We start from the raw sequence: 20,880 nt of genomic DNA on the forward strand, positions 1-20,880 counted from the left end.
CCTTACCAAGCTCTGAAGTTTGCCATGATACATGGTGCTTATCCATCATATTTCTTATTTCAGCTAAATATTCTGCACGTGCATCGTTGCAACCACTCTTACCTCTTGCTCCTGTGTATTTATTAAATACTACACCCTTGCCTAAATATGCTGTATTTTTCTTTTCCATAACAGATGGATAATTAGGGTCAAAAGCAGCACTTACATCTGAAGATAACATTTTAGAATTTGCAAGAGCTCTCTTAAGCTTTATATCATTATAGTCTCCAGTACAAGACATCACTTCTGCTGTAGCGTTTTCAAAGAATTTTGAGTGCATTCCTGTGGCACCAACACTTCCTATTTCCTCTTTATCCACTAATATTGTTACACAAGTCTTATCCGTTTCTTTTATATCCATCATAGCTTCAAAAGATGTGTATGCACATATTCTATCATCCTGACCATATCCCATAATCATACTCTTATCAAGACCATAGTCTCTAGCTTTTCCAGCAGGAACCACTTCAAGTTCTGCTGAAACAAAGTCTTCTTCATCTATGTTATACTTTTCATTTAAAATCTTCAGTATATTGTATTTAACCTTACTCTTTACCTCTTTATCATTTACAGGAATACTACCAACTAGTATATTTAAATCTTCTCCTTCAATACCCGTAGCTAAGGATTTTTTAAGTTGATCTTGAGATAGATGTATTAAAAGATCTGATACTCCAAATACTGGATCCGATTCATCTTCACCAATTACTATATTTACAACTTCGCCACTCTTTTTAACAATAACACCGTGTATTGAAAGCGGTATAGTAACCCATTGATATTTCTTTATTCCACCATAATAATGAGTTTCTAAAAGCGCCAAATCTGTATCTTCATAAAGAGGATTTTGCTTTAAATCCATTCTTGGAGAATCTATATGTGCTCCCAATATTTTAAGACCTTTTTCAAAAGGCTCTTTACCAATTGTATATAATGCTAAATTTTTACCTCTGTTATTAGCATACACCTTATCTCCAGGGTTTAATTTTTTACCTTGGCTTATAACCTCTTCTATATCTATATATCCTTGTTTTTTAGCCAATTCTATAAATTCAGTAACGCATTCCCTTTCTGTTTTGCAATCAGATATAAATTTTTTATATCTATCAGATAGTTCAAATACTTTATCTAAATCTTTATCAGCATACTTTTTCCATGCATATTCATAATTTTTTTGCAAATCATTCTTTTTAGCGGTCATTGCTTTTCCTCCTAAATAAAGATAGTTATTTATACATACTGAGATAGTTAGTATACTATTCTATTCTCTATCATATGTATTATGCACATTCAAATAAATAACTAGTCAGTATTGCTAGCCTATTTTGAATTCTACTGCGTCAGCAGAACCCTCTGATAGCACCACTATTATCAGGACCTGTTTCCTTGTATAATTCAAAATAGACGTCGCATCTTTGACTTGTTATTTATTTTCACATGCCTTATTTAACTTTATTAAAACCATTTTCGGTTATTATATTGTTAATAGATACATCATGATCTTCTAAAGGAAGTTCTTCTAATATTTGAAACTGATAAGCTAAAGCTATTTTCGTTATATCTATATTTGTATTTGAAAAAAACCTGTCATAAAATCCACCGCCATAACCTATTCTTCCACCCTTTAAATCAAATACTAATCCAGGAATTATAGCTAAATTCATGTCTTTTACAAATACTTCTTCTGAATTATCCTCTGGCTCTAAAACACCATAGTCACTTACTTTAAGGTTATTTAAACTATTTATTTTAAGTGCTCTCATGCCTTTTAATCTACTTATAACCTTTGGTACACAAACTTCCTTACCTAAAGAAAGTGCTTTTTCTATTATTTTATGTGTATCCACCTCATTACCAAAGCTAATATATATAAATATCATTTTAGCTTTTATAAATAATCCACTATTAATTATAGCTTCATAGATGGCATTATCTTTTTCACTTTTTTCTGTTAAAGATAGTTCATTCCTCTTTTTAGTTATGTAATTTCTAAATTCGCTCTTTGTCTTACTCGTTTCCACCCACATCCATTCTATGATTAATTGTCTCTACCGGAGACACCTTGCAGCTAAGTCCATATCTATAATTTGCTGCTGCTGCCTCAATTATAACAGCTAAATTTCTACCCGGTCTTATAGGAAGTGTCATCTTTCTAACAGGTACATTTAAAATTTCTATACATTCATTATCTATACCTAGTCTGTCATAATCCTTTCCTTCTCTCCACTGTTCTAGATACATAACTAAATCAATGGTTTTTGTCTCTAGAACTGAACTAAGACCATAAAGAGCAGGTACATCAATTATACCCATTCCTCTAACCTCCAGCATACCAGAAGTTATAAATGGTGATTTAGCATGAAGTACACCTTCAATAGCCTTTATATCAACTGCATCATCTGCTATAAGCCTATGGCCTCTTTTTATTAGTTCCAAAGCAGTTTCACTTTTACCTATACCACTTTCACCAGTTATCAATATACCAAAACCATATACATCTACTAAAACTCCATGCATTCTTGTTTCTGGTGCAAGCTTATCATCCAAATAATTCATAACCTTACTTATAAATCTAGTAGTGGTACTACTAGATCTGACAAGCCATGTATTACGCTTTGCAGCTTCTTCCAAGAATTCATCATGAGGTTCTAGTTCTCTTGCTATGATAATACATGGAGTATCAAATTGGAAAAATTTCTTTAACCTTTTTTTCCTAATTTCTGATCTCATTGCATCCAAGAAACTCCATTCTGTTTTACCCACAATCTGTATTCTTTCATTAGCAAAATAGCTATAAAATCCTGCAAACTGTAAACCTGGTCTATTTATATCGCTTAAGAATACTTCTGTCTCTTCTGATCCCCTAATAATTACTTCTAATCCTAAATCTTCAACTAGAGTTTTAACCTTAACAGGCACCCACATCACGCCTTTCATAAATATGATTAATACTATTATATTACTAATCTACTTTTATTCAAGTCATGTCTTCCTTCAATAAATCTTATTACACCTGTTTTACAACTCATAACAATTGAATGCGTAGTAGCTATCTCATTTTTATGATATACAACACCCTTTAAAAGATCACATTCAGTTATACCTGTAGCTGAAAAAAGAACATCATCTGATTTCACTAAATCATCTATATTTAATGTTTTATTTACATCTTCAATACCCATGGATTTACATCTTATTTTTTCTTCTTCACTGTGAGGCATAAGTCGTGCCTGCATTTCTCCTCCCATACATTTTATAGCTGTTGCTGCAATAACACCTTCCGGCGCACCACCAATTCCCATGAATAAATCTATTCCTGTTTCTTCAAATCCACAAGCAAGTATGGTAGCAACGTCTCCTTCTCCAAACAATCTAACTCTAGCCCCAATATCTCTAGCCTCCTGAACTATGTAATCATGTCTTTCTCTTTCTTGAACCACTACAGTTAATTCCGTTACATCTTTTTTAAGTGCTTTCGCCACACTTATTACATTTTCCGCAACACTTTTATCTATGTCTATTGCCCCTTTAGCCCCAGAACCTACTGCTATTTTCTTCATATACATATCTGGTGCATGAAGTAGACTTCCCTTTGGTCCCATGGCAACAACTGCGATAGCATTAGGTGATCCCTTTGCAATTAAAATTGTTCCATCTAATGGATCCACTGCTATATCCATTTCAGGCATATAGTCTTCATTCATTCCAACTTTTTGACCTATATAAAGCATAGGCGCTTTATCAAGTTCACCTTCACCAATCACAACAGTTCCTCTTACTGGCATTAATTCAAAAGCCTTTTCCATGCCGTCTACAGCCGCCTGATCTGCTCCTATTTTATCTCCTCTACCCATGAATTTTGCTGATCTTATAGCAGCTGCTTCAGTAACTCTAACAAGAGCCATTGTTATATCAATATTCAACATAAAACATACCTCCTAAATTTTAGATATAAATTTCATCATTCTCTATATTCTTAAATAATAATTTACTCTATGTATAACATTATAAAAAATTCACTTCTTATAATGATGCGTTAAATATACATATATATGCTACATAAATAACCGATTTATCCATAAATATTATAACATAATTGTTATATAAAACAACTTTTAAATAATTATAAAAATTCACAAAAACGAATGACACATTACGTCATTTACATATAATAACAGATAGCTTTTTTCAACACGTTTGAACATATGTAAAAAACAGTAAATTAGAATAAAACTTTGAAAACAGCTGTAAATTGCCATTATATGTAGATTTATGTTTTATAATGACTTCTAAAATGAATTTACATACGATGTATAATTTGGTAAAATAAATTTGCAATCAAAAATAAGGGGTAGTTTGAAATAAGGAGGGGTTAATATGGATTCTAATTTACAGATTTTATCTAAAGAAATAGATAAACTGCGGAGTAAGCTTTATCAGCTTATACTTAGCAAGTCTCTTACAGACAACGAAGTTGTTAATTATAGTCAAGAATTGGACAAGTTGTTAGTTAAATATCATAATATGCGAAAATTGTTAAAAAGGGTAGCTTAATCATTTCAAATGATTTTTGATTGCATTCTATATCTTAATTTATATATTGAGTATGCGTAAAAGCATACTTATTTTTTTATAAATTAAATTTCATAAACATTCCATATGCCTTAATATAGAAAACTCTTACTCATTTTAGAAATGAATAAGAGTTTATAATACATGAATACTATCTATTATTTTGTTTTAAGGCTATCAGTATATGCTTTTAAATCATAAAGTTGTTGTGACATGTTTCCACTATTACGCCCTATTGTATTTGTATCTTTTGAAGCTTTATTTGTATTATCAGATGATGTTTGTAAATCTGTTTGTGTATTTGTTTTGGCTGAATCACTATATTCACTTTCTGAAACGACCTTACCATTTTGCTTAACCCAGTTCATTATGTCGCTACTTGAGTTGCCTCCACCCATGCCGCCTGTCATTACATATCTTATTTCTCCATTTTTAACCATTGTCTTAAATTGATCTAGAGTAACTATTTTCTCACTCCCTAAAAAGCCCCCCAATGACATCACAGGTTCTCCAGTACTGATTATTATGTCAGCCGCTGAATTGGACGATGAAACAACAAGTAAATATTTTTGATTAGCTGTTTTATTTTTCTGTAAAAATTCTATGAGCTTTGTGTTTTCACTATTTCCGCCCATTTGACCCATTCCTGAATTTTTAGTAGATCCACCCATACCTCCACTTGCTTGCGAACTGCTAGACAAAAGTTCTAATCCAGCTGCTGGGAAAGATCCATTTAGTTTAGTAGTTAATACTGCACCTGATCCAACCAGTGGTGTTATTATAATTCCCACTATAGCCAAGCTTACTAAAACCTTATTCAATCTCATATTACTATTCTGATTTAAGTTTTCTTTATTACTTTCAACAGTTACTTTTCTATTATTTCTTATATTTAATATTCCCAGTATTATAGATGGTACAATACTCAATATAAACACCAATCCTATTAATATTTTTACAATATTAGATGAACTAATAAAATAAGACAGCATCAGTAAGTGAACAGCCCCATTAACTATAAGTGCTCCTGGTAAGAACCAAGCTTTCCATGTGCCTTCTTTATAGAGTTTCCACATAGAAGTGATACCTATTCCAGCTAAAGCAGCTATTGGTGGCGCTAACATTGTTAGATAATATGAATGAAAGGTTCCTGTATTAAAACTAAAATATAGAAATTCTGGTAAAAACCATATAACCCATAGCGCTAAAGACTGCTTTCTCTTATTATCTAGTTTTAATTTTAATTTTTCTCTAATAGCCGCTGCTATAAAACCTATTGCTGCTAACGGTATAAACCAAACTATCTGATCTGAAAGTATGTTTTTAGAGAATAATCTTGTAAGTCCTGAAGTTGTTTGTCCTCCAAATGTTCCTTGAAGCTGTGATGAGCCACCACCTTGACCTCCACCCATTCCTGTAGGAGCACCTCCTTGACTTCCTTGGCCTCCATTACTTGGAGGATTTCCTCTCATACCTTGTCCATCACTTGGTGGATTACCTGGCATACCTTGATTATTACTACTTCCATTATTCTTAGATGTTCCTTGGCTTTGACTTGGTGCTTTTCCACCACCCGGAGCACCTCCTCCGCCACCTTTATCAGAACTACTTAATGATAATCTCTCAGCTCCATTATGACCAACTATAAGTTCCATAACTGTATTATTTGTACTACTATCTACGTAAGGCCTATTAGTTGAAGATACTGAGTCAACTGCTAATGCCCATGACAGTGAAACTGCAATAAGAACAAAAGTACCAACAACAATATGAATAATTCTCTTCTTTATAGAAATTGTTGTAGATAAAAGATATGTTATATATAGCGCTGGTCCTACTAAATATGCTTGAAGCATCTTTACATTAAATCCAATTCCTACAAATACCATACTCAATATAAGGTATTTAATTTTTCCTTTTTCTGCAGCAATAGAGAGTGTCCAGCAGGCTAATAATAAAAACACTATAAGTATGTTATCTATAGTATTATTCCTACTTACTGCTACAAAAACAGGTGTTATTGCAAGAAATAATGCTGAAATTAAACCTGCCATACTTCCAAAGGCTCTTTTAACGATATGATATATTAATATAACTGAAATTACTCCTGCTATAGCTGAAGGTATAAGTATACTTACCCCACTGTATCCAAAGATTTTAGCAGATATTGCCTGAAACCAAAAACCAACAGGTGGTTTATCAATAGTTACAAAAGCAGCTGGATCAAAGGCTACGAAAAAGAAATTCTTAAAGCTCATGGTCATACTCTTTACAGCTGCAGCATAGTATGAATTTCCATAGTCTTCTATACTTAAATTAGCGAAATTTAGTATTGCAGATAATATTACAATTATAGCTAGTACAATGGTCTCCTTAGTAAATTTTATTTTTTTCATTTAGATTCACCCTTTCTTCTTAACATATTCAAATAATTTTATTTATGATTTGCTTAATTGCCATGTACAAATTATACTTAATGTTTATTGGATAAATATCAAAAGTTTATGTGAAATCTGTGTGATTAAAAATGAAATAAATTTACAAACGAAATATTTAAATAACATACTAAACTTTTAAAATACTATATTTCACATAAACTTCACACAAATATTTGATACCAGTACAATAATTTTTGTATATAATTATTAAATATGAAGATAAAAAATTAGGAGGGATTATAATGTCATTTTTTAAAAATCACATATTACAAATAAGTCTGACTTTTTTAATGTTAATATTAGTAGCTTTATGTACTTATAAAATATCAAGTTATAGCAACAATTCTTTAAATGGTATTTCACAAAATGCTCCAACTAATTTTAAGAGTGCTAAACCAAACAATGCTAGGCCTAACAGATCTCAATCAAAGCCAAGTATGCCACAATCTAACCAATCGCCTGCTCCACAACCAAACGCTCAAAATATCCAACCTTCAGGTAGAGGTATGAATAGAATGGGTACAGAAAGCAGTAATTCTAACAGCAAATATTCACCTGCATTCATAGCTTATTGTATATTATTTTTCGTCTTATTTATAATAGCATATTTAATTTTAGTATATAAAAAAATAAAATTAATAATAGCAAAGCTTGTATACTTATAATAGCTATACTTATAGTAGGTTTTCTTTTACGTATTTACTCTGGATTATTAATAGATGGGCATCCTTTTGATATTAATATATATAAAAGGTGGGCTACCTCTGCTGCAAATAGCCTCCTTACAGTTTATGGTAATAATTCCTCTATAGATTATCCACCTGTATATATTTATATTCTATCTATAGTTGGAAAACTTTCTAATATATCTATATTTAGTAAGTATTATTTTCTTTTACTTAAACTGCCTTCTATAATTGCTGATATTTTATCTGCATACTTTATATACAGGATAGCAAACAAACGTATTTCTAGAGAACTTAGTATTCTTTTATCTGCATTTTATATTTTTAATCCAGCAGTTTTGATAAATTCAACTATTTGGGGACAGGCAGATTCTTTATTTACCTTTATAGTTATACTTGCTGTATATTTCTTATCAGAAGAAAGGCTTGTATTTTCTTCTGTTTTCTTTACACTTACAGTACTTATGAAACCTCAAGGTATAATACTACTACCTTTAGTTTTATTTGAACTTATAAAAAAAAGAAATTTGGAAAGTCTTATTAAATGTATTTTACCAGCATTAATAACTTCACTGATTATTATATTGCCATTTTCAATAAGCAACCACAATATTACTTGGATCTTTAGCCTTTATAAGAATACAATATCTGAATATCCTTATGCTTCTGATAATGCATTTAATTTTTTCAGCTTAATTGGTGCTAATCATGTTAAAGATACAACTACTATGTTTATATTAAGTTATCACAATTGGGGTATGATTTTTATTGTTCTTATTACAATCCTCTCAGGATTTATCTATATAAAGAGTACTAATAAGTCAGCTATTTATATTGCAGCTCTTATTCAAATTGTAGGGGTATTTAATTTTTCCGTAGGTATGCATGAAAGATATATGTTTACAGCTACTGCTATGTGTATTTTAGCTTATATATATATTAAAAATAGGCATTTATTAGTTTTAACTGCTTTATTTAGTTTAATAATTTATATAAATACTCACACAACCTTATTTGAACAATTTAATGGTGTAAATATTATGCCCTACAATGTTGTAATGATATTTACTTCCCTTTTAAATGTATTAAGCTTTATTTATCTTATAATTATATCTATACAAATTATTTTTAGGCAAAATCTTATAAAGTAGATAATTTTATATTTGATTCTTATTATTTTACCAGTTAAATATAGGGAACTTCTTCAGTGAATCGCTTTCACGGAGTGCCCTTGGAGCATTAAATCAGATAGTCATCAGCTAAAGCAAAGGTGGACAATCTTTTTATATCTTTACTATAAATCTAAGACTATCTGCTTATTCTTTATTCATTATCAATTAATAGATTGATATATACTACTTTTACTACAAGCATACTTATTTAGAGACATCACCTTTAAAATTCTTTGCACATCGTCATTAATAAATTTGTATTTATTGAATTTTATTAAAAGTAAATATTTTTTCACATTTTATTTTTTTATATTACTTAGCATAGTAAACATGAATAAAAACAAAATACAAGCTCATCTACATTACCGTAAACTCGCTTGCATTAACATCTAGTATTCTCATCGAAAATCAAACCTATGATTTTCTTTATATTTTATTGTTTATTTAAAAGTCTATTTATAATTAATTTTTGGAAACTTATAATAATCATTAAACTTACCTTTTCTGGCAGATTGATACTTTATTCTTTCATTCATAATTAATACAATTATTGAATTAATAGTATTTAATGATTTTGCAGTAAAGGCATCAAGATATCCCCAAAATGCCATTGTTCCTAAAAATATATTATATAATTCGGAAACGGCAATACTTTGCTTCATAAGTTTATATGATTTTTTAGATAGTAAAATAAAATCTACAAGACTTTCCATATTATCATCAAATAGAATACAATCTGAATGAAGTTTTACTTTGTCACAAGCAGAATTACAAAATGATATACTTATATCAGCAGCTTTCATCGCTTGCCAGTCGTTTATACCGTCTCCTACCATCATTACGGTTTTTCTTCTCTTTATATTATTTATAACCGTCTCTTTGTCTGAAGCAGTACATTCACTATAAACATTATTTATTTCAAGTAATTTAGCTGTATTGTTTGCCTTTGCATCTTCATCTCCTGTTAGAAGATACATATTCTCAATACCTAAAGTCTTTAACTTTTTAATTAAATTTTTTGACCCATCTCTTATAATATCTTCTAAAACTAATATAGCACAAAGATTTCCATCAACACTTACTAATATTGGAGTATAAAGATTTTTTTCAAAGTTGTAATAATCCCTTTCGGCTATTTTAGTATTTATATTTTTAGCCTTTATAAGATTTACATTTCCAATTAATATATTGTGGTTGCCAAAATTTGCTTCAATTCCACTAGAAGGTATGAGCGTAAAATTGCTTACTTTACTAATGTCATAATTTTTAGCTTCTTTTTTAAGAGTTATAGAAATAGGGTGATAATTGTCTAACTCGCTGGCAGCACACATGTTTAGAAGTTCATCTTTTGAATAAAAATCAGTGTAAAGTTTTATTTCTTTTATTCTCATAATTCCTTCAGTCAAAGTACCGGTTTTATCAAAAACTATACTGTCTATATTTATAACTTTTTCCAATGAATTTGGATTCTTATAGTAAATTTTATGTTTATGCAGCAGTGAAAAGTAATTACTCATTCCACTATTTAATGCAGTAGTTGAAGCTGCTGGGCATAGAACCAATAATATTGAAAGAGCGTTTAACATATTTCCTGTTAATATGTAGTTCAGTGCAGCTACACCTATAGAAAAAGGAGCAGCATTGTTTTGATAGCGTGTAATACTTTTGCTTATAATCATATTTTCAAGTACAGCTTCAGGCTTCATAGATGGTTTTGGAATTTCTAAAACTTTAGCTTTTATATTTCCAGAAAGCAAGGTCATTCCTTCATGGGCGGTGCTTCCCTTTTTCAATTCACTGACTACTGGTTGACCATTGTAGTATAGTGTATTAATAATGCAGCTGCCATCCTCAATAATAGTTGTTGATGGAATCATTTCTCCGGTATGAATATGTATGGTGTCACCAATATTTAATGTTTCTACCGGTACTAAAAATTCTTTGTTGCCATGATCCATTAACCAAGTCATACCAGCATTTTTCCTTGTACTTTGACCTAGCTGTCTTATACAATTTACTTCGGCTGATAATTTTATGTACTCACTTAAGGATTTTAGAAATAATACAAACACACCTTTTGAATTTTCACGCATAATGATAAGTGCAAGAGCAGTTACTTTCAATAATATATCTGTATCTGTTGGAACGTGCTTTGTAAATTTTTTATAGAATGCTTTTAGAAGAGGATACCCTCCTATAACAGTAACAACTGAAGCTACTTCCAATACTCTAATATTAGTACTAAATGAAAATTTACCATGAAAGTTTTCTTTAATTTTAAAAGAAATATAAGCAAATCCAAAGGAAATGAGTTTTAGTTTTGCTTTATCTCTCTTCTCAATTATTTTAAAATATTTATCATAATTTTTTAAGTCTCTTCTTTCATTTTTTAATACCGAGAAAATAGCTTTTTGAATATTACTTCTTATAAGCCTATAATCTGATTTTTTTTCATCATAAACGACAAGTATTGTAGAAGTATTTGTATTTATTCTACTGTATTGTACTCCGTACAAATTGTCGATATAAACACTTATATATTTAGCCAATGCCCTATCTCTATAAATATTATTATCTTTAAATCTCACACGCCCAGGCAAAACATGTAGCTCATACAAACTTATCACCACCTGTAAATTTAAAATCAACTGCCTAAATTTTTAAGTCTTTTCCATTTTGATTTTGATTTTCATTAATAATCTTATTGTATTTTTCATTACGATTTTTAAGAGCTTCTTCATTGATGCTGCTGAAAAAATCTACTGCCTCATCTTTCATAGTTATAGCTTTACTTAAAAGTTTTATTGTTGCAGGTTTTAGATAACATTTTGTTTTTGGTAAAGCTTTGATTACAACTATTCCTGCTGCTATTCCAAAAAATAATTTTTTATTATTCATATATATGCCTCCATATTAAAAAGTAATTGAACAGTAGTCCTATTTTAATTATTGACTAGTTTTAATATTTTAATAATATGGAGAACAAATTTTAATATTTGTTGTAAAATTATTTAAACATTATCTGCTTAAAGACTTTTTTATAAATTTCTTTATTTCCACTGCTTTCACTAGCTTCAAAAAAATAATTACTTAAACTTTTAAGATAATTTGCCCAAGATACAACATATTCTCTTTCACAGGTTGGATTTGATTTAACATCTTCCATGGTAAGTTTTATACAATCCTTTATTATTGACTGAGTATTATATAATTTCTCCTCCACATTTTTTAAACTTTGTATTTTAGGAGAAACTTCTTCATCTAGAACACTAAACTTCATAAATAAACTCCTTTTCATTTTTTACATACAAAAATAAATAAATTTATTTTCAACAGATTATATCAGTATTAAAGTTAACTTTCTTCTGCAGTATGCATTCTCTTTTTTTTGCTTTCATATTGTGCTTCTGCAAAAATATCTTCAGCATTTTCTTTTATACTATACACACTTTCTAAAGCCTTATCAGCTACAGTATACATTCCACTTAATGTACCTACTGCTAACCTTCTTAGAGGATTGCCTATTAAATTTTTCAGTGAGGAATTCATTCTAATTCTATTAAAATTAGTACGTGTATCAGTATCTGAGCCAAGCACAAGTCTATCAAGCCTTTCACGTATATCTGCAATGTTTTTATTGATATCCTCAAAACTTGAACAAATGGTTTTCAGAGATTGAACTTCTTTGCTTAAGTTATCATATTTTTCTTGAAGAGATTTTAAACGATTTTCAATTGTGGCATCACTTTCAGTAGTGTTAATTTTATCATTGTTATTTTCCATATATTCATCCATGGTATATATACCTCCATTAAAATTATACTTAAATCATTAATTATAATGCTTATATCCTCTCCTATAAATACAAGTTTAATACATAAAACATTAAATAATATTTTATGTATTAAAGTAAACCTACTAGTAGCAACACTAAAAAACAATTTTAAATATGAATACTTTTTATAAAGTTCGGAAAACTAAAACAACTAATCAAGGAGGATTATATTTTAATATTGAAAAAAAAGGATGATGAATATGAACCAGAATTCTTCTATCAGTGTTGATTGTAAGAGTACACGTAGAAAAGAAGTTGTACTTTACAGAAGAATAAGAATACCAGTAAGGTATACTTACAGGAGTAAACAAAATGCACAACATATCGAAATACTATTATATAAAAAGCATGGAATCAAATTTGTAAAAGCAAATCCAATAACTTCAAAGGTACTTATTCTATATGATGAATACATAATTAACAAAGAAACTATAGTAAGACTTTTGGAAATACTTGTTAAGGAGCTAAAAATACAAAACAAAAATGCTATAAAAAATGTTAGTAAGAATTATAATGAAGAAATTGCACTTGCTATAGCACCGAATTTATCGGAAACTGAGAGCAACGGCAATATGTGGCATTCTATGGATATTAAAAATATAAGGAATATTTTGAAGACAAATTATGAAAAAGGTATATCAAATAAATCTGCAAATGATAGATTAATGGATTTTGGATTGAATGTTATTTCTGAAAACAAGAAAAAATCTATACTTCAAAAGTTTTTTAGCAATTTAAATGATACATCCGCTAAACTTTTAGTTGGAGTGGGTATAGCTTCATTTTTCTTAGGACAAATTGCAGATGCAATAGCTGTACTTGGTATAGTTTTTGTTGAAACCTCATTGGGTGTAATTCATCAGAATAAAGCAGAACAATCTATATACTCACTTAAAAATATGATTGTTCATAAAGCAACAGTATTAAGAAGTGGTAAAGAAGTAGAAATAGAATCAAAGAACTTAGTACCTGGAGACATTATATTACTTGATGCTGGAGAAAGGGTCCCCACAGATGCAAGAATAATCCAATGTAACTACCTTAGAGTTAATGAATCCTCACTTACAGGTGAATCAATAGCAATAACAAAAAATACAGGAATTTGTAATAGACAAATTGAACTCGCAAATAGAGACAACATGTTATATATGGGAACTGATATAGTTTCAGGTAATGCTACAGCTGTAGTTGTAGAAACAGGTATGAATACTGAGCTAGGCAATATTGCTACAATGCTTCAGAATATAAAATTGGATCAAACTCCACTTCAAAAAAGAATGAAAAACTTTACTCAAAAATTAACAAAAATTTGTATTATATTCTGCATTGGAGTAAGTACAGTTGGAATTCTTTTTGGAAGGAGCCTAGCTGAAATTTTAACTCTATCAGTAAGTTTTTCTGTCGGTGCATTACCTGAAAGTTTACCAGCAGTAGTAACTATCGCCATGGGATTAAGTGTTCAAAGGCTTGCAAATAGAAATGCTATAGTTAGAAAAATGAATGCCGTAGAAACATTAGGATATGCTAATGTCATTTGTTGTGATAAGACTGGAACACTTACATTAAATGAAATGACAGTAAAAAAGATATACTGTGATAAATCATTGTATAAAATCACTGGACTAGGTTATGAACCCAAGGGAAAAATGATGCTTTTAGAGGGAGAGCCTAATAAAACACATTGCACAGAAGAACTTTTAAAGGCAGGAATTTTATGCAGCGATGCGAAGCTTGTGAAACAGGAAAATAAATGGCAAGTACAGGGAGATCCAACAGAAGGAGCGCTTTTAACTGCAGCTGGAAAATGTCACATAGATGAAGAAGATGTAAAAAAAGCATTTGAAAGAATAAGAGAAATTCCCTTTGATAGCTGCAGACGATACATGACAGTGGTAGTAAAAAGTGACAATTGCATAAGAGCATATTGTAAAGGAGCTTTTGGTGCAGTTATTGGTAAATGCAGTATGATTTATGAAGATGGAGAGGAAAGATTACTTACAAAAGCAGACAAAGAAAGAATAATATCAATTCGTGATGATATGACAGGTGAAGCTTTAAGAGTATTAACTTTTGCATATAAAAACTTGAAGTGTGAAAAGGACGATATTAATAATAATTTTACATTTTTAGGCCTAGCTGCCATGGAAGATTCACCAAGACTTGAAGTAAAAAATTCAATAAAAAAATGTCATAATGCAGGCATAAAGGTGGTTATGATAACTGGTGACAATAAGGGCACCGCCTCTACAATAGGAAAACAACTTGGATTGTTAAATGGAGGCTTAATAGTTTCAGGGGCTGAGCTCGAAGATATGAACGATGAAGAACTGGACTCCAAAATAAGTAATATAGAAGTATTTGCAAGAACATCACCAGAACAAAAGCTTAGAATTGTAAAAGCTTTTAAAAGGTTTGGATACGTAGTAGCTATGACTGGGGACGGTGTTAATGATGCACCGGCTATAAAAGAAGCCAGTATAGGTATTGCTATGGGCAATAATGGGAGTGATGTTGCAAAGGATGCAGCAGATATCACTTTAGTAGATGATAATTTTTCAACTATAGTAAGGGCAATTGAGGAAGGTAGAGCTGTATCAAATAACATCAAAAACACAACAAAATATCTTTTGGCCGGTAGTCTTGGAGAAATAATAGCAATAGGAGCATGTTCTCTTGTTACTGGAATGCTGCCATTAATTCCAATTCAAATACTTTGGACTAATGTAATTTGTGAAACCATACTTGGGGCATCGCTTGCAGTTGAGCCTTCTTCAGAAAATGTTATGGATTATCCTCCTTTAGAAAAAAACTCACCTCTTATTGGTAAAGAACTAAGTTCTAAAATTATAAAAAGAGGAATTGGAATTGGACTTACTAGTGCAGCCGTTTTTGAGGGATATAATATCCTAGGGTTTGGAGTTCAAAAGGCGAGAACAATGGCCTTTAGTAATTTAATTTTGACTCAGCTTGTCAATGTACATGATTGCAGGAATAATAAAAAAATAATGAATAATAGATACATGACATATGCCACCGTATCTTCAGTAGTATTACTTGGGGCCATAATATATCTTCCATTTATAGGTTCAATTTTTGGAACAGTACCTCTTGGAATTGCAGATGCAGGTATACTTTTAGCTTCAACATCATGTAGTAGAATTTAAAAAAATAGACCGTAAAAGGCTATTTTTTTAAATTCTAAAACCAGTGTATAGCATGGGAGAGTTCATGTGATTTCAACCACATGAACTCCTGTTAATACTATTTACCTAAGTCCTCCCAATGTTGTCTAGTTTCACTCAATTCCATTAAGGATAAAACTTTGTCTTTAGAGCTAATAGAAGATTTTAATCGAGCAATACTTATATTCAAATCATTTATTTCATCTCGTTCACTACTAAATTGAACTCGTTTAACAATAGCTTTCCAAGCTGTTTCTAGTTCGCTTGTATCTTGTTCTGCTAATGTCCATTCATCTGAAGTTACAGCTTTTGTAATCATATCCATATGTTTTGGAACATTATCCCAGTCTCCTCTAGGATTTTTAAAAAATTGACCACTAAGCATAATTAATATTGAAATTACTAAAAAAGTTACAGGAATGAATATAACAAAAAACTTTCTCATGATTATTCCTCCATTCATAGATTATCAAGGTTATTTTCCATTGAAATTAAGCTATTAATACGGGCCCTTAAAATCACCTATAACTATAGGTTTTTGTATTTTATCTTTGAATTTGTCTACGTACAAAGAACCTGAGGCTTCATAAGTAGCTAGAAATACTTCTGAAGGATCCTTTACTCCATATTTCTTTAGCTCAGATCGTAACCATTTGCGATTACGACTAATTTGTTTCAAATTTAAATCTATCACTATCCCGTCATAAATTAGTTCTATTCCTATCCCTGTATTAGGCATAGTAATATTCATATCTTTCGCAGTTACTGGCAGTAACTCAGGTTTTTTTAGAACAGAAAGATCACCATTGGGCTCTAATACTGCAAAGTGAACTTCATTTAGATCAAATATATCTTTATTTCTTAGTTGCTGTTGTAAATTTGCAGCAGTATATCTTAATTTGCGCATATTATTTTCCAATATTTTACCATTCATTATTATTATGGTTGGTTCACCTTCTATATATTTTGCTGCATATCTGGATTTAGTTGTAAGTAAATCAATAGCTAATCCTGCAATTACCCAAGTAATCAATCCTACCCAATGAGGCCAAGCTCTACTTGATAAATCAGTTGTCATACTGGCAGCTATTGATCCAATGGTAATTCCAAGTATATAATCAAAAAGAGCAAGTTGACTTATTTGTTTTTTACCTAGAACCCGTGTAAATATTAATAATGAAAAAAAAGCAATTATTGCTCTTACAAATACCACAATGCCTTCGTTCAATAATATCACTCCCACATAAAAAGTTTTAATAAGTATGGATTTATATTTATACATGTATACATTTAGATAGGATAACACATAAATAGATTAATTATTCTAAAACTAGTGTGGGAAAATTTGAATCAGCTTATTGATTGAATAGACTGGCTTTTATATCTTATATCATATCTAAATATAGGACTTATGTTTTAACATGTTTAAATTCAATATGCTAAATTTACTTGTATTTCATTCAGTAGTCTTCGTTCAGAATCTATGTTATATAAAGATGCTAAAAGCATTATTTTCACTAGAATTACAGGATCTATAGAAGGTCTCCTGTAGATAAATATAAACCGTTTACCTTATCATAGATAAATGAAAAATCTATTTTATTGTTAATTTTTCTGAGTAAATAATTTTTAGGTACTAGATCATCAAGAGTATAGGATATGAATTTAAATTCTTTTTTAGTATTTTTCTTTAGCGTTATGTTCTCCTGGCTAGTAAAAAAATAAGAACTAGATATAAATTCTAATTCTTATTTACAAATTACTTTCATCTTTTCACCTTAATACAAGTAGCTACCCCCTTGTATTGGTAGCTACTTGAAATTGTTTTTTACGGAAATAACCACATAAAACGATTAGTCGTTATCAGCAGGTGATGGGGCACTGCTTTCAGGTTGTTTCATTACTTCATCTGGTGTAAGTGCCTTTTTCTCTCCTGGATACGGTTTATCAAAGCCCTTTGTCGCATACCATACAGCATGGTTAAGCATGTTCGCGTTAACAGCATCTGGTGTTGCATGTTTCCCAGAAAATTTATTTTTGTTATTATTTGACCATTCTGTCCACTGTTTCGAAAGGTCTTTTGCTTCAGATGTTACATTTTGTGTGTTAGACAGTGCTGCCGCATTTGAATTTGCTTGTCCATTCAATGTGTTAAGTGGAATTTGGTTTTGTTCAAAATTATATGGTGTGAAATCTGGTTTATTCGTGAAGATCTCACTCATCGGCTCTGCGGCGAAGTCGTTTTGGTTCATAGCAGGAATTCCAAGAATTTGTTCAATACTGCGAACCATGTTAATTATAGTCCAATAGTGGCTATCCGTAATTCCTCTCTTCACCCAAGGGCTAATAACGTAAGCAGGCTGACGATGGCCGTCAACGTGGTCTAATCCATTTTGTGCATCATCTTCTGTGATAAAAATAACAGAATCTTTCCAATATGGACTGTGTGAAATCAAGTCAACAATTTTGCCTACGGCTAAGTCATTGTCAGCAACCATTGCTTGTGGTGTTGGATTGTCTGTTGACGTTCCAGCTGTGTGGTCAGCCATTACCCACATGGTGTTCAATGCTGGCAAGTCTTTATTTTTTACGTGTTTTTCAAATTCTTGTTTAAAAATTTCAAATCGGTACTGATCTGGAATATTCGTATCAAATGTTGGGAACGGCTTATAGGTAATTGGTCCAAGTGACGGAATATCAGATGTAGCCGAATAGTTTCCTACTGGTACATGAAGGTTACCGTTTTGTTGTCCATCAAGAATTTGGTAATCTTTATACCAATCTGTCCAATTTCCATATGGTGCTGAACCTGTAAAGCTTGTTGTATCTTCCCCGAAATTCTCAACAGATTTATGATATTTTTCCGCTTGATCCCAAAGATGACCTGTAGGGGCATATGCCATGGCATCTCCTGCTCCACCAGGATAACTTTTTACATTTCCAGTATCTGTTTCTTTATCTTCATAGTCTGTATTCGTTCCTTGCATAACCCATTGATGTCCACTTGCTGATTGGATACCCGAAGTATACATATTATCTAGAAGTGGGAAAGTATTTGCTAATTTATGCAAGTTAGGAGATACTTTTTGAGGGAACTGCGTTAAAGCTGGTTCACTATTTCCTTTCCCAAGGTCACCTAGTACTTGGTCATACGTTCTGTTTTCTTTTATAATATAGAATACGTGCTTAATGGTTGAAGGCTCGCCCACTCGTTCAGGCATAGCCACAGGTTTTATATTTTTCCGCGGCTTCGCGTTTAAATCTTTTAAGCCATACCAGTTATTGTTAGCGTATACTTGTGTTGTACTTTTAGCTATATCTTGAGGATCAGGAAATGGAATCAATGAAAGAGATCCTTCTTGCGCATAAGAAGAGTGACCTGTTACCGTAATTCCTTGAATGGTTAGATTACGTGCCGGTCCGCCAGAACCAATTCCATCTGCATTGGCTACTACTAATTTTTTATTAGTAGAATCCACAGCGATATCCACTGGAAACCATGCGGTTGGTAACAATCCTAATAGTTCAGGCTGGTTATTATTATGTTCATCTTTATTATTGGTTGCGTCAGGAGCTTTCCAATCATATACGGCAATGGCATTGTCACGACCAAGGCTGACCATTAACTTACCATCTATCACTGTTACAGCGTTTGGTGCAGAACCCTTTGGAGAATTTGGATATGGCTTAACGTCAATGGTTTGTATCACATTATTTGTTTTCGTATCAATAACAGAAACAGTATCACTATTTGTGTTTGCAACGAAAACATATTGACCTGACTGAGTCATACGTTCTGGCTGTACGCCAATATGAATTGTCTTAATGACCGTGTTAGTAGTAAGATCAACAACAGAAACACTTCCTGTTGAAGTAGCACCTGTCTTAGGATCCACAACCACTTTCGTTCCTGAAGAATTAACCGTTGTATCGCCTGATTGTGCTTCTCGGCCGCCTTGGTTGGTTACATAAGCGATATTCTCATTAACTAAAATACTTGTTGGCGCATTACCTACTGTAACTTTAGTCAATGCACCTGTTTTGGGGTCAAGAATGCCAAGGCTGTTGTCACGGTTTAGGGCAATTAGCAGCTTGCCTTGTGGAGTAACTCTTATGTCAAGTGGGTTGATATTTCCGCCAACAGTTGCGTTTGGTAAGGAAATACTTTTTTGAATTGTTGGAGTTCCATCTGTACCGATGGACATCACAACTACTTTCCCTGTGGTTCCGGATGAGCCAGTCGCATAAAGTTGACTCCCATCTGATGAATAAGCTAATCCCCACATATGCGAAAGACCTAAATTTACATCTTGTTTAATCATTTTTCCAGACGCCAGATCAACTACGTTAATTCCTTTACCCCCATAATCACTTCTACCAACAATTGTTGTAGCCGTTTTTCCATTTGGATTGACGGCGACGGAAATTGGGTTTCCTCCAAATTTAATTTGCGTACCAGCTGGTGTAATCAACTGGTTAACAGGAGTTTGAACAGAGCCATTCGGCTGTTCTCCTACAAGATTGTATCCAAGCAGACCACTTTGTGCAGCATAAACTCCAGCAGAGCTAAGAAGAAGAGTACTTAATGTTAATCCAGCTATAAGTTTTTTCTTTTTACTTGATTTTTTTGACACGTTTTATCATCTCCATTCCCTTTCACACTTAATAAGCTACTCCCAATTTGTTAAGCTACTGCAAAGATAATGTTAAATATTGTTAATTTACTGAATGGTAGATTTATAAAAATAACCGTTTTTTCTTTGACCTTTACAATATTGTAGAAAAATTAAACTCTTTATTCAAATAATATTTGGGAAATTTTTTTATTTTCCTAGTGTTGGAAAGGTGTGTTAAAATAAAAAAATAAGCAAGTCTACAAACTCTGTAAACTTGCTTATTTTAAGCTTTGGTAGCCACAACGACAATCAAACCCGTAATTTGTTTTTGTATATTTTT

Annotated in this window: 16 protein-coding genes and 1 pseudogene; 4 read left to right on the forward strand and 13 right to left on the reverse strand. The window is 31.4% G+C overall.

The annotated features are described in order from the left end of the window. From RH99_RS03765 to glpX, 4 genes are all read right to left on the reverse strand, one after another. Positions 1-1,240 (reverse strand): aminopeptidase (locus RH99_RS03765; RefSeq protein ID WP_010234168.1); only part of this gene is annotated, 1,240 nt, incomplete at its 3' end. A 241-nt stretch (positions 1,241-1,481) separates the two neighbouring features. Beyond that, entirely contained in the window at positions 1,482-2,066 is a 585-nt protein-coding gene (locus tag RH99_RS03770) for a 5-formyltetrahydrofolate cyclo-ligase (RefSeq protein WP_026038392.1), read from the reverse strand. Next, positions 2,047-2,976 (reverse strand): HPr(Ser) kinase/phosphatase, encoded by a 930-nt coding sequence (gene hprK, locus RH99_RS03775; RefSeq protein ID WP_373854698.1) that lies wholly within the window; start codon positions 2,974-2,976, stop codon positions 2,047-2,049. The genes RH99_RS03770 and hprK overlap by 20 nt, the downstream gene beginning before the upstream one ends. 17 nt (positions 2,977-2,993) lie before the next feature. Next, the gene (gene glpX / locus RH99_RS03780) at positions 2,994-3,965 is read right to left on the reverse strand and encodes a class II fructose-bisphosphatase (protein ID WP_010234173.1); all 972 of its coding nucleotides are present in this window, start codon (positions 3,963-3,965) and stop codon (positions 2,994-2,996) included. Positions 3,966-4,416: 451 nt separating this feature from the next. Between glpX and RH99_RS03785 the strand changes: the two genes are divergently transcribed. Then, positions 4,417-4,593: an aspartyl-phosphate phosphatase Spo0E family protein gene (locus RH99_RS03785; RefSeq protein WP_010234176.1), complete on the forward strand. Its 177-nt coding sequence runs from the start codon at positions 4,417-4,419 to the stop codon at positions 4,591-4,593. Positions 4,594-4,769: 176 nt separating this feature from the next. Here the strand turns inward: RH99_RS03785 and RH99_RS03790 are convergent, their stop codons facing one another. After that, on the reverse strand, positions 4,770-7,007 hold the full coding sequence (locus RH99_RS03790; protein ID WP_010234178.1) for a glycosyltransferase family 39 protein: 2,238 nt from the start codon (positions 7,005-7,007) through the stop codon (positions 4,770-4,772). A 284-nt stretch (positions 7,008-7,291) separates the two neighbouring features. On the opposite strand from RH99_RS03790, the gene RH99_RS19590 reads away from it, so the two are divergent. Further along, positions 7,292-7,714, forward strand: a complete 423-nt coding sequence (locus RH99_RS19590) for a hypothetical protein (protein ID WP_050993320.1) — start codon at positions 7,292-7,294, stop codon at positions 7,712-7,714. Between the two features lie 179 nt (positions 7,715-7,893). Then, positions 7,894-8,886, forward strand: a complete 993-nt coding sequence (locus RH99_RS19595) for a hypothetical protein (RefSeq protein ID WP_507590838.1) — start codon at positions 7,894-7,896, stop codon at positions 8,884-8,886. Between the two features lie 473 nt (positions 8,887-9,359). Here the strand turns inward: RH99_RS19595 and RH99_RS03800 are convergent, their stop codons facing one another. From RH99_RS03800 to RH99_RS03815, 4 genes are all read right to left on the reverse strand, one after another. After that, entirely contained in the window at positions 9,360-11,525 is a 2,166-nt protein-coding gene (locus RH99_RS03800; protein WP_010234179.1) for a heavy metal translocating P-type ATPase, read from the reverse strand. A 34-nt stretch (positions 11,526-11,559) separates the two neighbouring features. After that, positions 11,560-11,805 carry a hypothetical protein gene (locus tag RH99_RS03805; RefSeq protein WP_010234181.1) on the reverse strand — a complete coding sequence of 82 codons (246 nt, stop codon included), beginning with the start codon at positions 11,803-11,805 and terminating at the stop codon, positions 11,560-11,562. A 109-nt stretch (positions 11,806-11,914) separates the two neighbouring features. Further along, positions 11,915-12,187, reverse strand: coding sequence for a hypothetical protein (locus tag RH99_RS03810; protein ID WP_010234185.1), 273 nt, complete (start codon positions 12,185-12,187; stop codon positions 11,915-11,917). A gap of 74 nt (positions 12,188-12,261) precedes the next feature. Continuing rightward, entirely contained in the window at positions 12,262-12,702 is a 441-nt protein-coding gene (locus tag RH99_RS03815; RefSeq protein WP_010234187.1) for a hypothetical protein, read from the reverse strand. 240 nt (positions 12,703-12,942) lie between these two features. Here RH99_RS03815 and RH99_RS03820 point away from each other — a divergent pair, with 240 nt between their 5' ends. Next, positions 12,943-15,906 carry a cation-translocating P-type ATPase gene (locus RH99_RS03820; protein ID WP_010234190.1) on the forward strand — a complete coding sequence of 988 codons (2,964 nt, stop codon included), beginning with the start codon at positions 12,943-12,945 and terminating at the stop codon, positions 15,904-15,906. A gap of 97 nt (positions 15,907-16,003) precedes the next feature. On the opposite strand, the gene RH99_RS03825 is transcribed toward RH99_RS03820, so the two are convergent. From RH99_RS03825 to RH99_RS03835, 4 genes and pseudogenes are all read right to left on the reverse strand, one after another. Continuing rightward, positions 16,004-16,369 (reverse strand): DUF4363 family protein, encoded by a 366-nt coding sequence (locus RH99_RS03825; RefSeq protein WP_010234193.1) that lies wholly within the window; start codon positions 16,367-16,369, stop codon positions 16,004-16,006. A gap of 54 nt (positions 16,370-16,423) precedes the next feature. Next, positions 16,424-17,152, reverse strand: coding sequence for a DUF421 domain-containing protein (locus RH99_RS03830; protein ID WP_010234195.1), 729 nt, complete (start codon positions 17,150-17,152; stop codon positions 16,424-16,426). Positions 17,153-17,358: 206 nt separating this feature from the next. Continuing rightward, a pseudogene (locus RH99_RS20075) lies at positions 17,359-17,624 on the reverse strand (transposase); the annotation flags it as partial. A 153-nt stretch (positions 17,625-17,777) separates the two neighbouring features. Beyond that, complete coding sequence (locus tag RH99_RS03835) at positions 17,778-20,558, reverse strand: bifunctional YncE family protein/alkaline phosphatase family protein (RefSeq protein ID WP_010234198.1); 2,781 nt, start codon at positions 20,556-20,558, stop codon at positions 17,778-17,780. Between the last annotated feature and the right edge of the window lie 322 nt (positions 20,559-20,880).

Source organism: Clostridium arbusti SL206, from assembly GCF_000246895.1.
GTDB classification, from domain to species: domain Bacteria; phylum Bacillota; class Clostridia; order Clostridiales; family Clostridiaceae; genus Clostridium_I; species Clostridium_I arbusti.

Excerpts from the sequence above, each read along its gene's own strand:
- RH99_RS03770 (WP_026038392.1), bottom strand. The coding sequence starts at position 2,066 with ATGTGGGTGGAAACGAGTAAGACAAAGAGCGAATTTAGAAATTACATA.
- hprK (WP_373854698.1), bottom strand. The coding sequence starts at position 2,976 with ATGAAAGGCGTGATGTGGGTGCCTGTTAAGGTTAAAACTCTAGTTGAA.
- glpX (WP_010234173.1), bottom strand. The coding sequence starts at position 3,965 with ATGTTGAATATTGATATAACAATGGCTCTTGTTAGAGTTACTGAAGCA.
- RH99_RS03785 (WP_010234176.1), top strand. The coding sequence starts at position 4,417 with ATGGATTCTAATTTACAGATTTTATCTAAAGAAATAGATAAACTGCGG.
- RH99_RS03790 (WP_010234178.1), bottom strand. The coding sequence starts at position 7,007 with ATGAAAAAAATAAAATTTACTAAGGAGACCATTGTACTAGCTATAATT.
- RH99_RS19590 (WP_050993320.1), top strand. The coding sequence starts at position 7,292 with ATGTCATTTTTTAAAAATCACATATTACAAATAAGTCTGACTTTTTTA.
- RH99_RS03805 (WP_010234181.1), bottom strand. The coding sequence starts at position 11,805 with ATGAATAATAAAAAATTATTTTTTGGAATAGCAGCAGGAATAGTTGTA.
- RH99_RS03810 (WP_010234185.1), bottom strand. The coding sequence starts at position 12,187 with ATGAAGTTTAGTGTTCTAGATGAAGAAGTTTCTCCTAAAATACAAAGT.
- RH99_RS03815 (WP_010234187.1), bottom strand. The coding sequence starts at position 12,702 with ATGGATGAATATATGGAAAATAACAATGATAAAATTAACACTACTGAA.
- RH99_RS03820 (WP_010234190.1), top strand. The coding sequence starts at position 12,943 with ATGAACCAGAATTCTTCTATCAGTGTTGATTGTAAGAGTACACGTAGA.
- RH99_RS03825 (WP_010234193.1), bottom strand. The coding sequence starts at position 16,369 with ATGAGAAAGTTTTTTGTTATATTCATTCCTGTAACTTTTTTAGTAATT.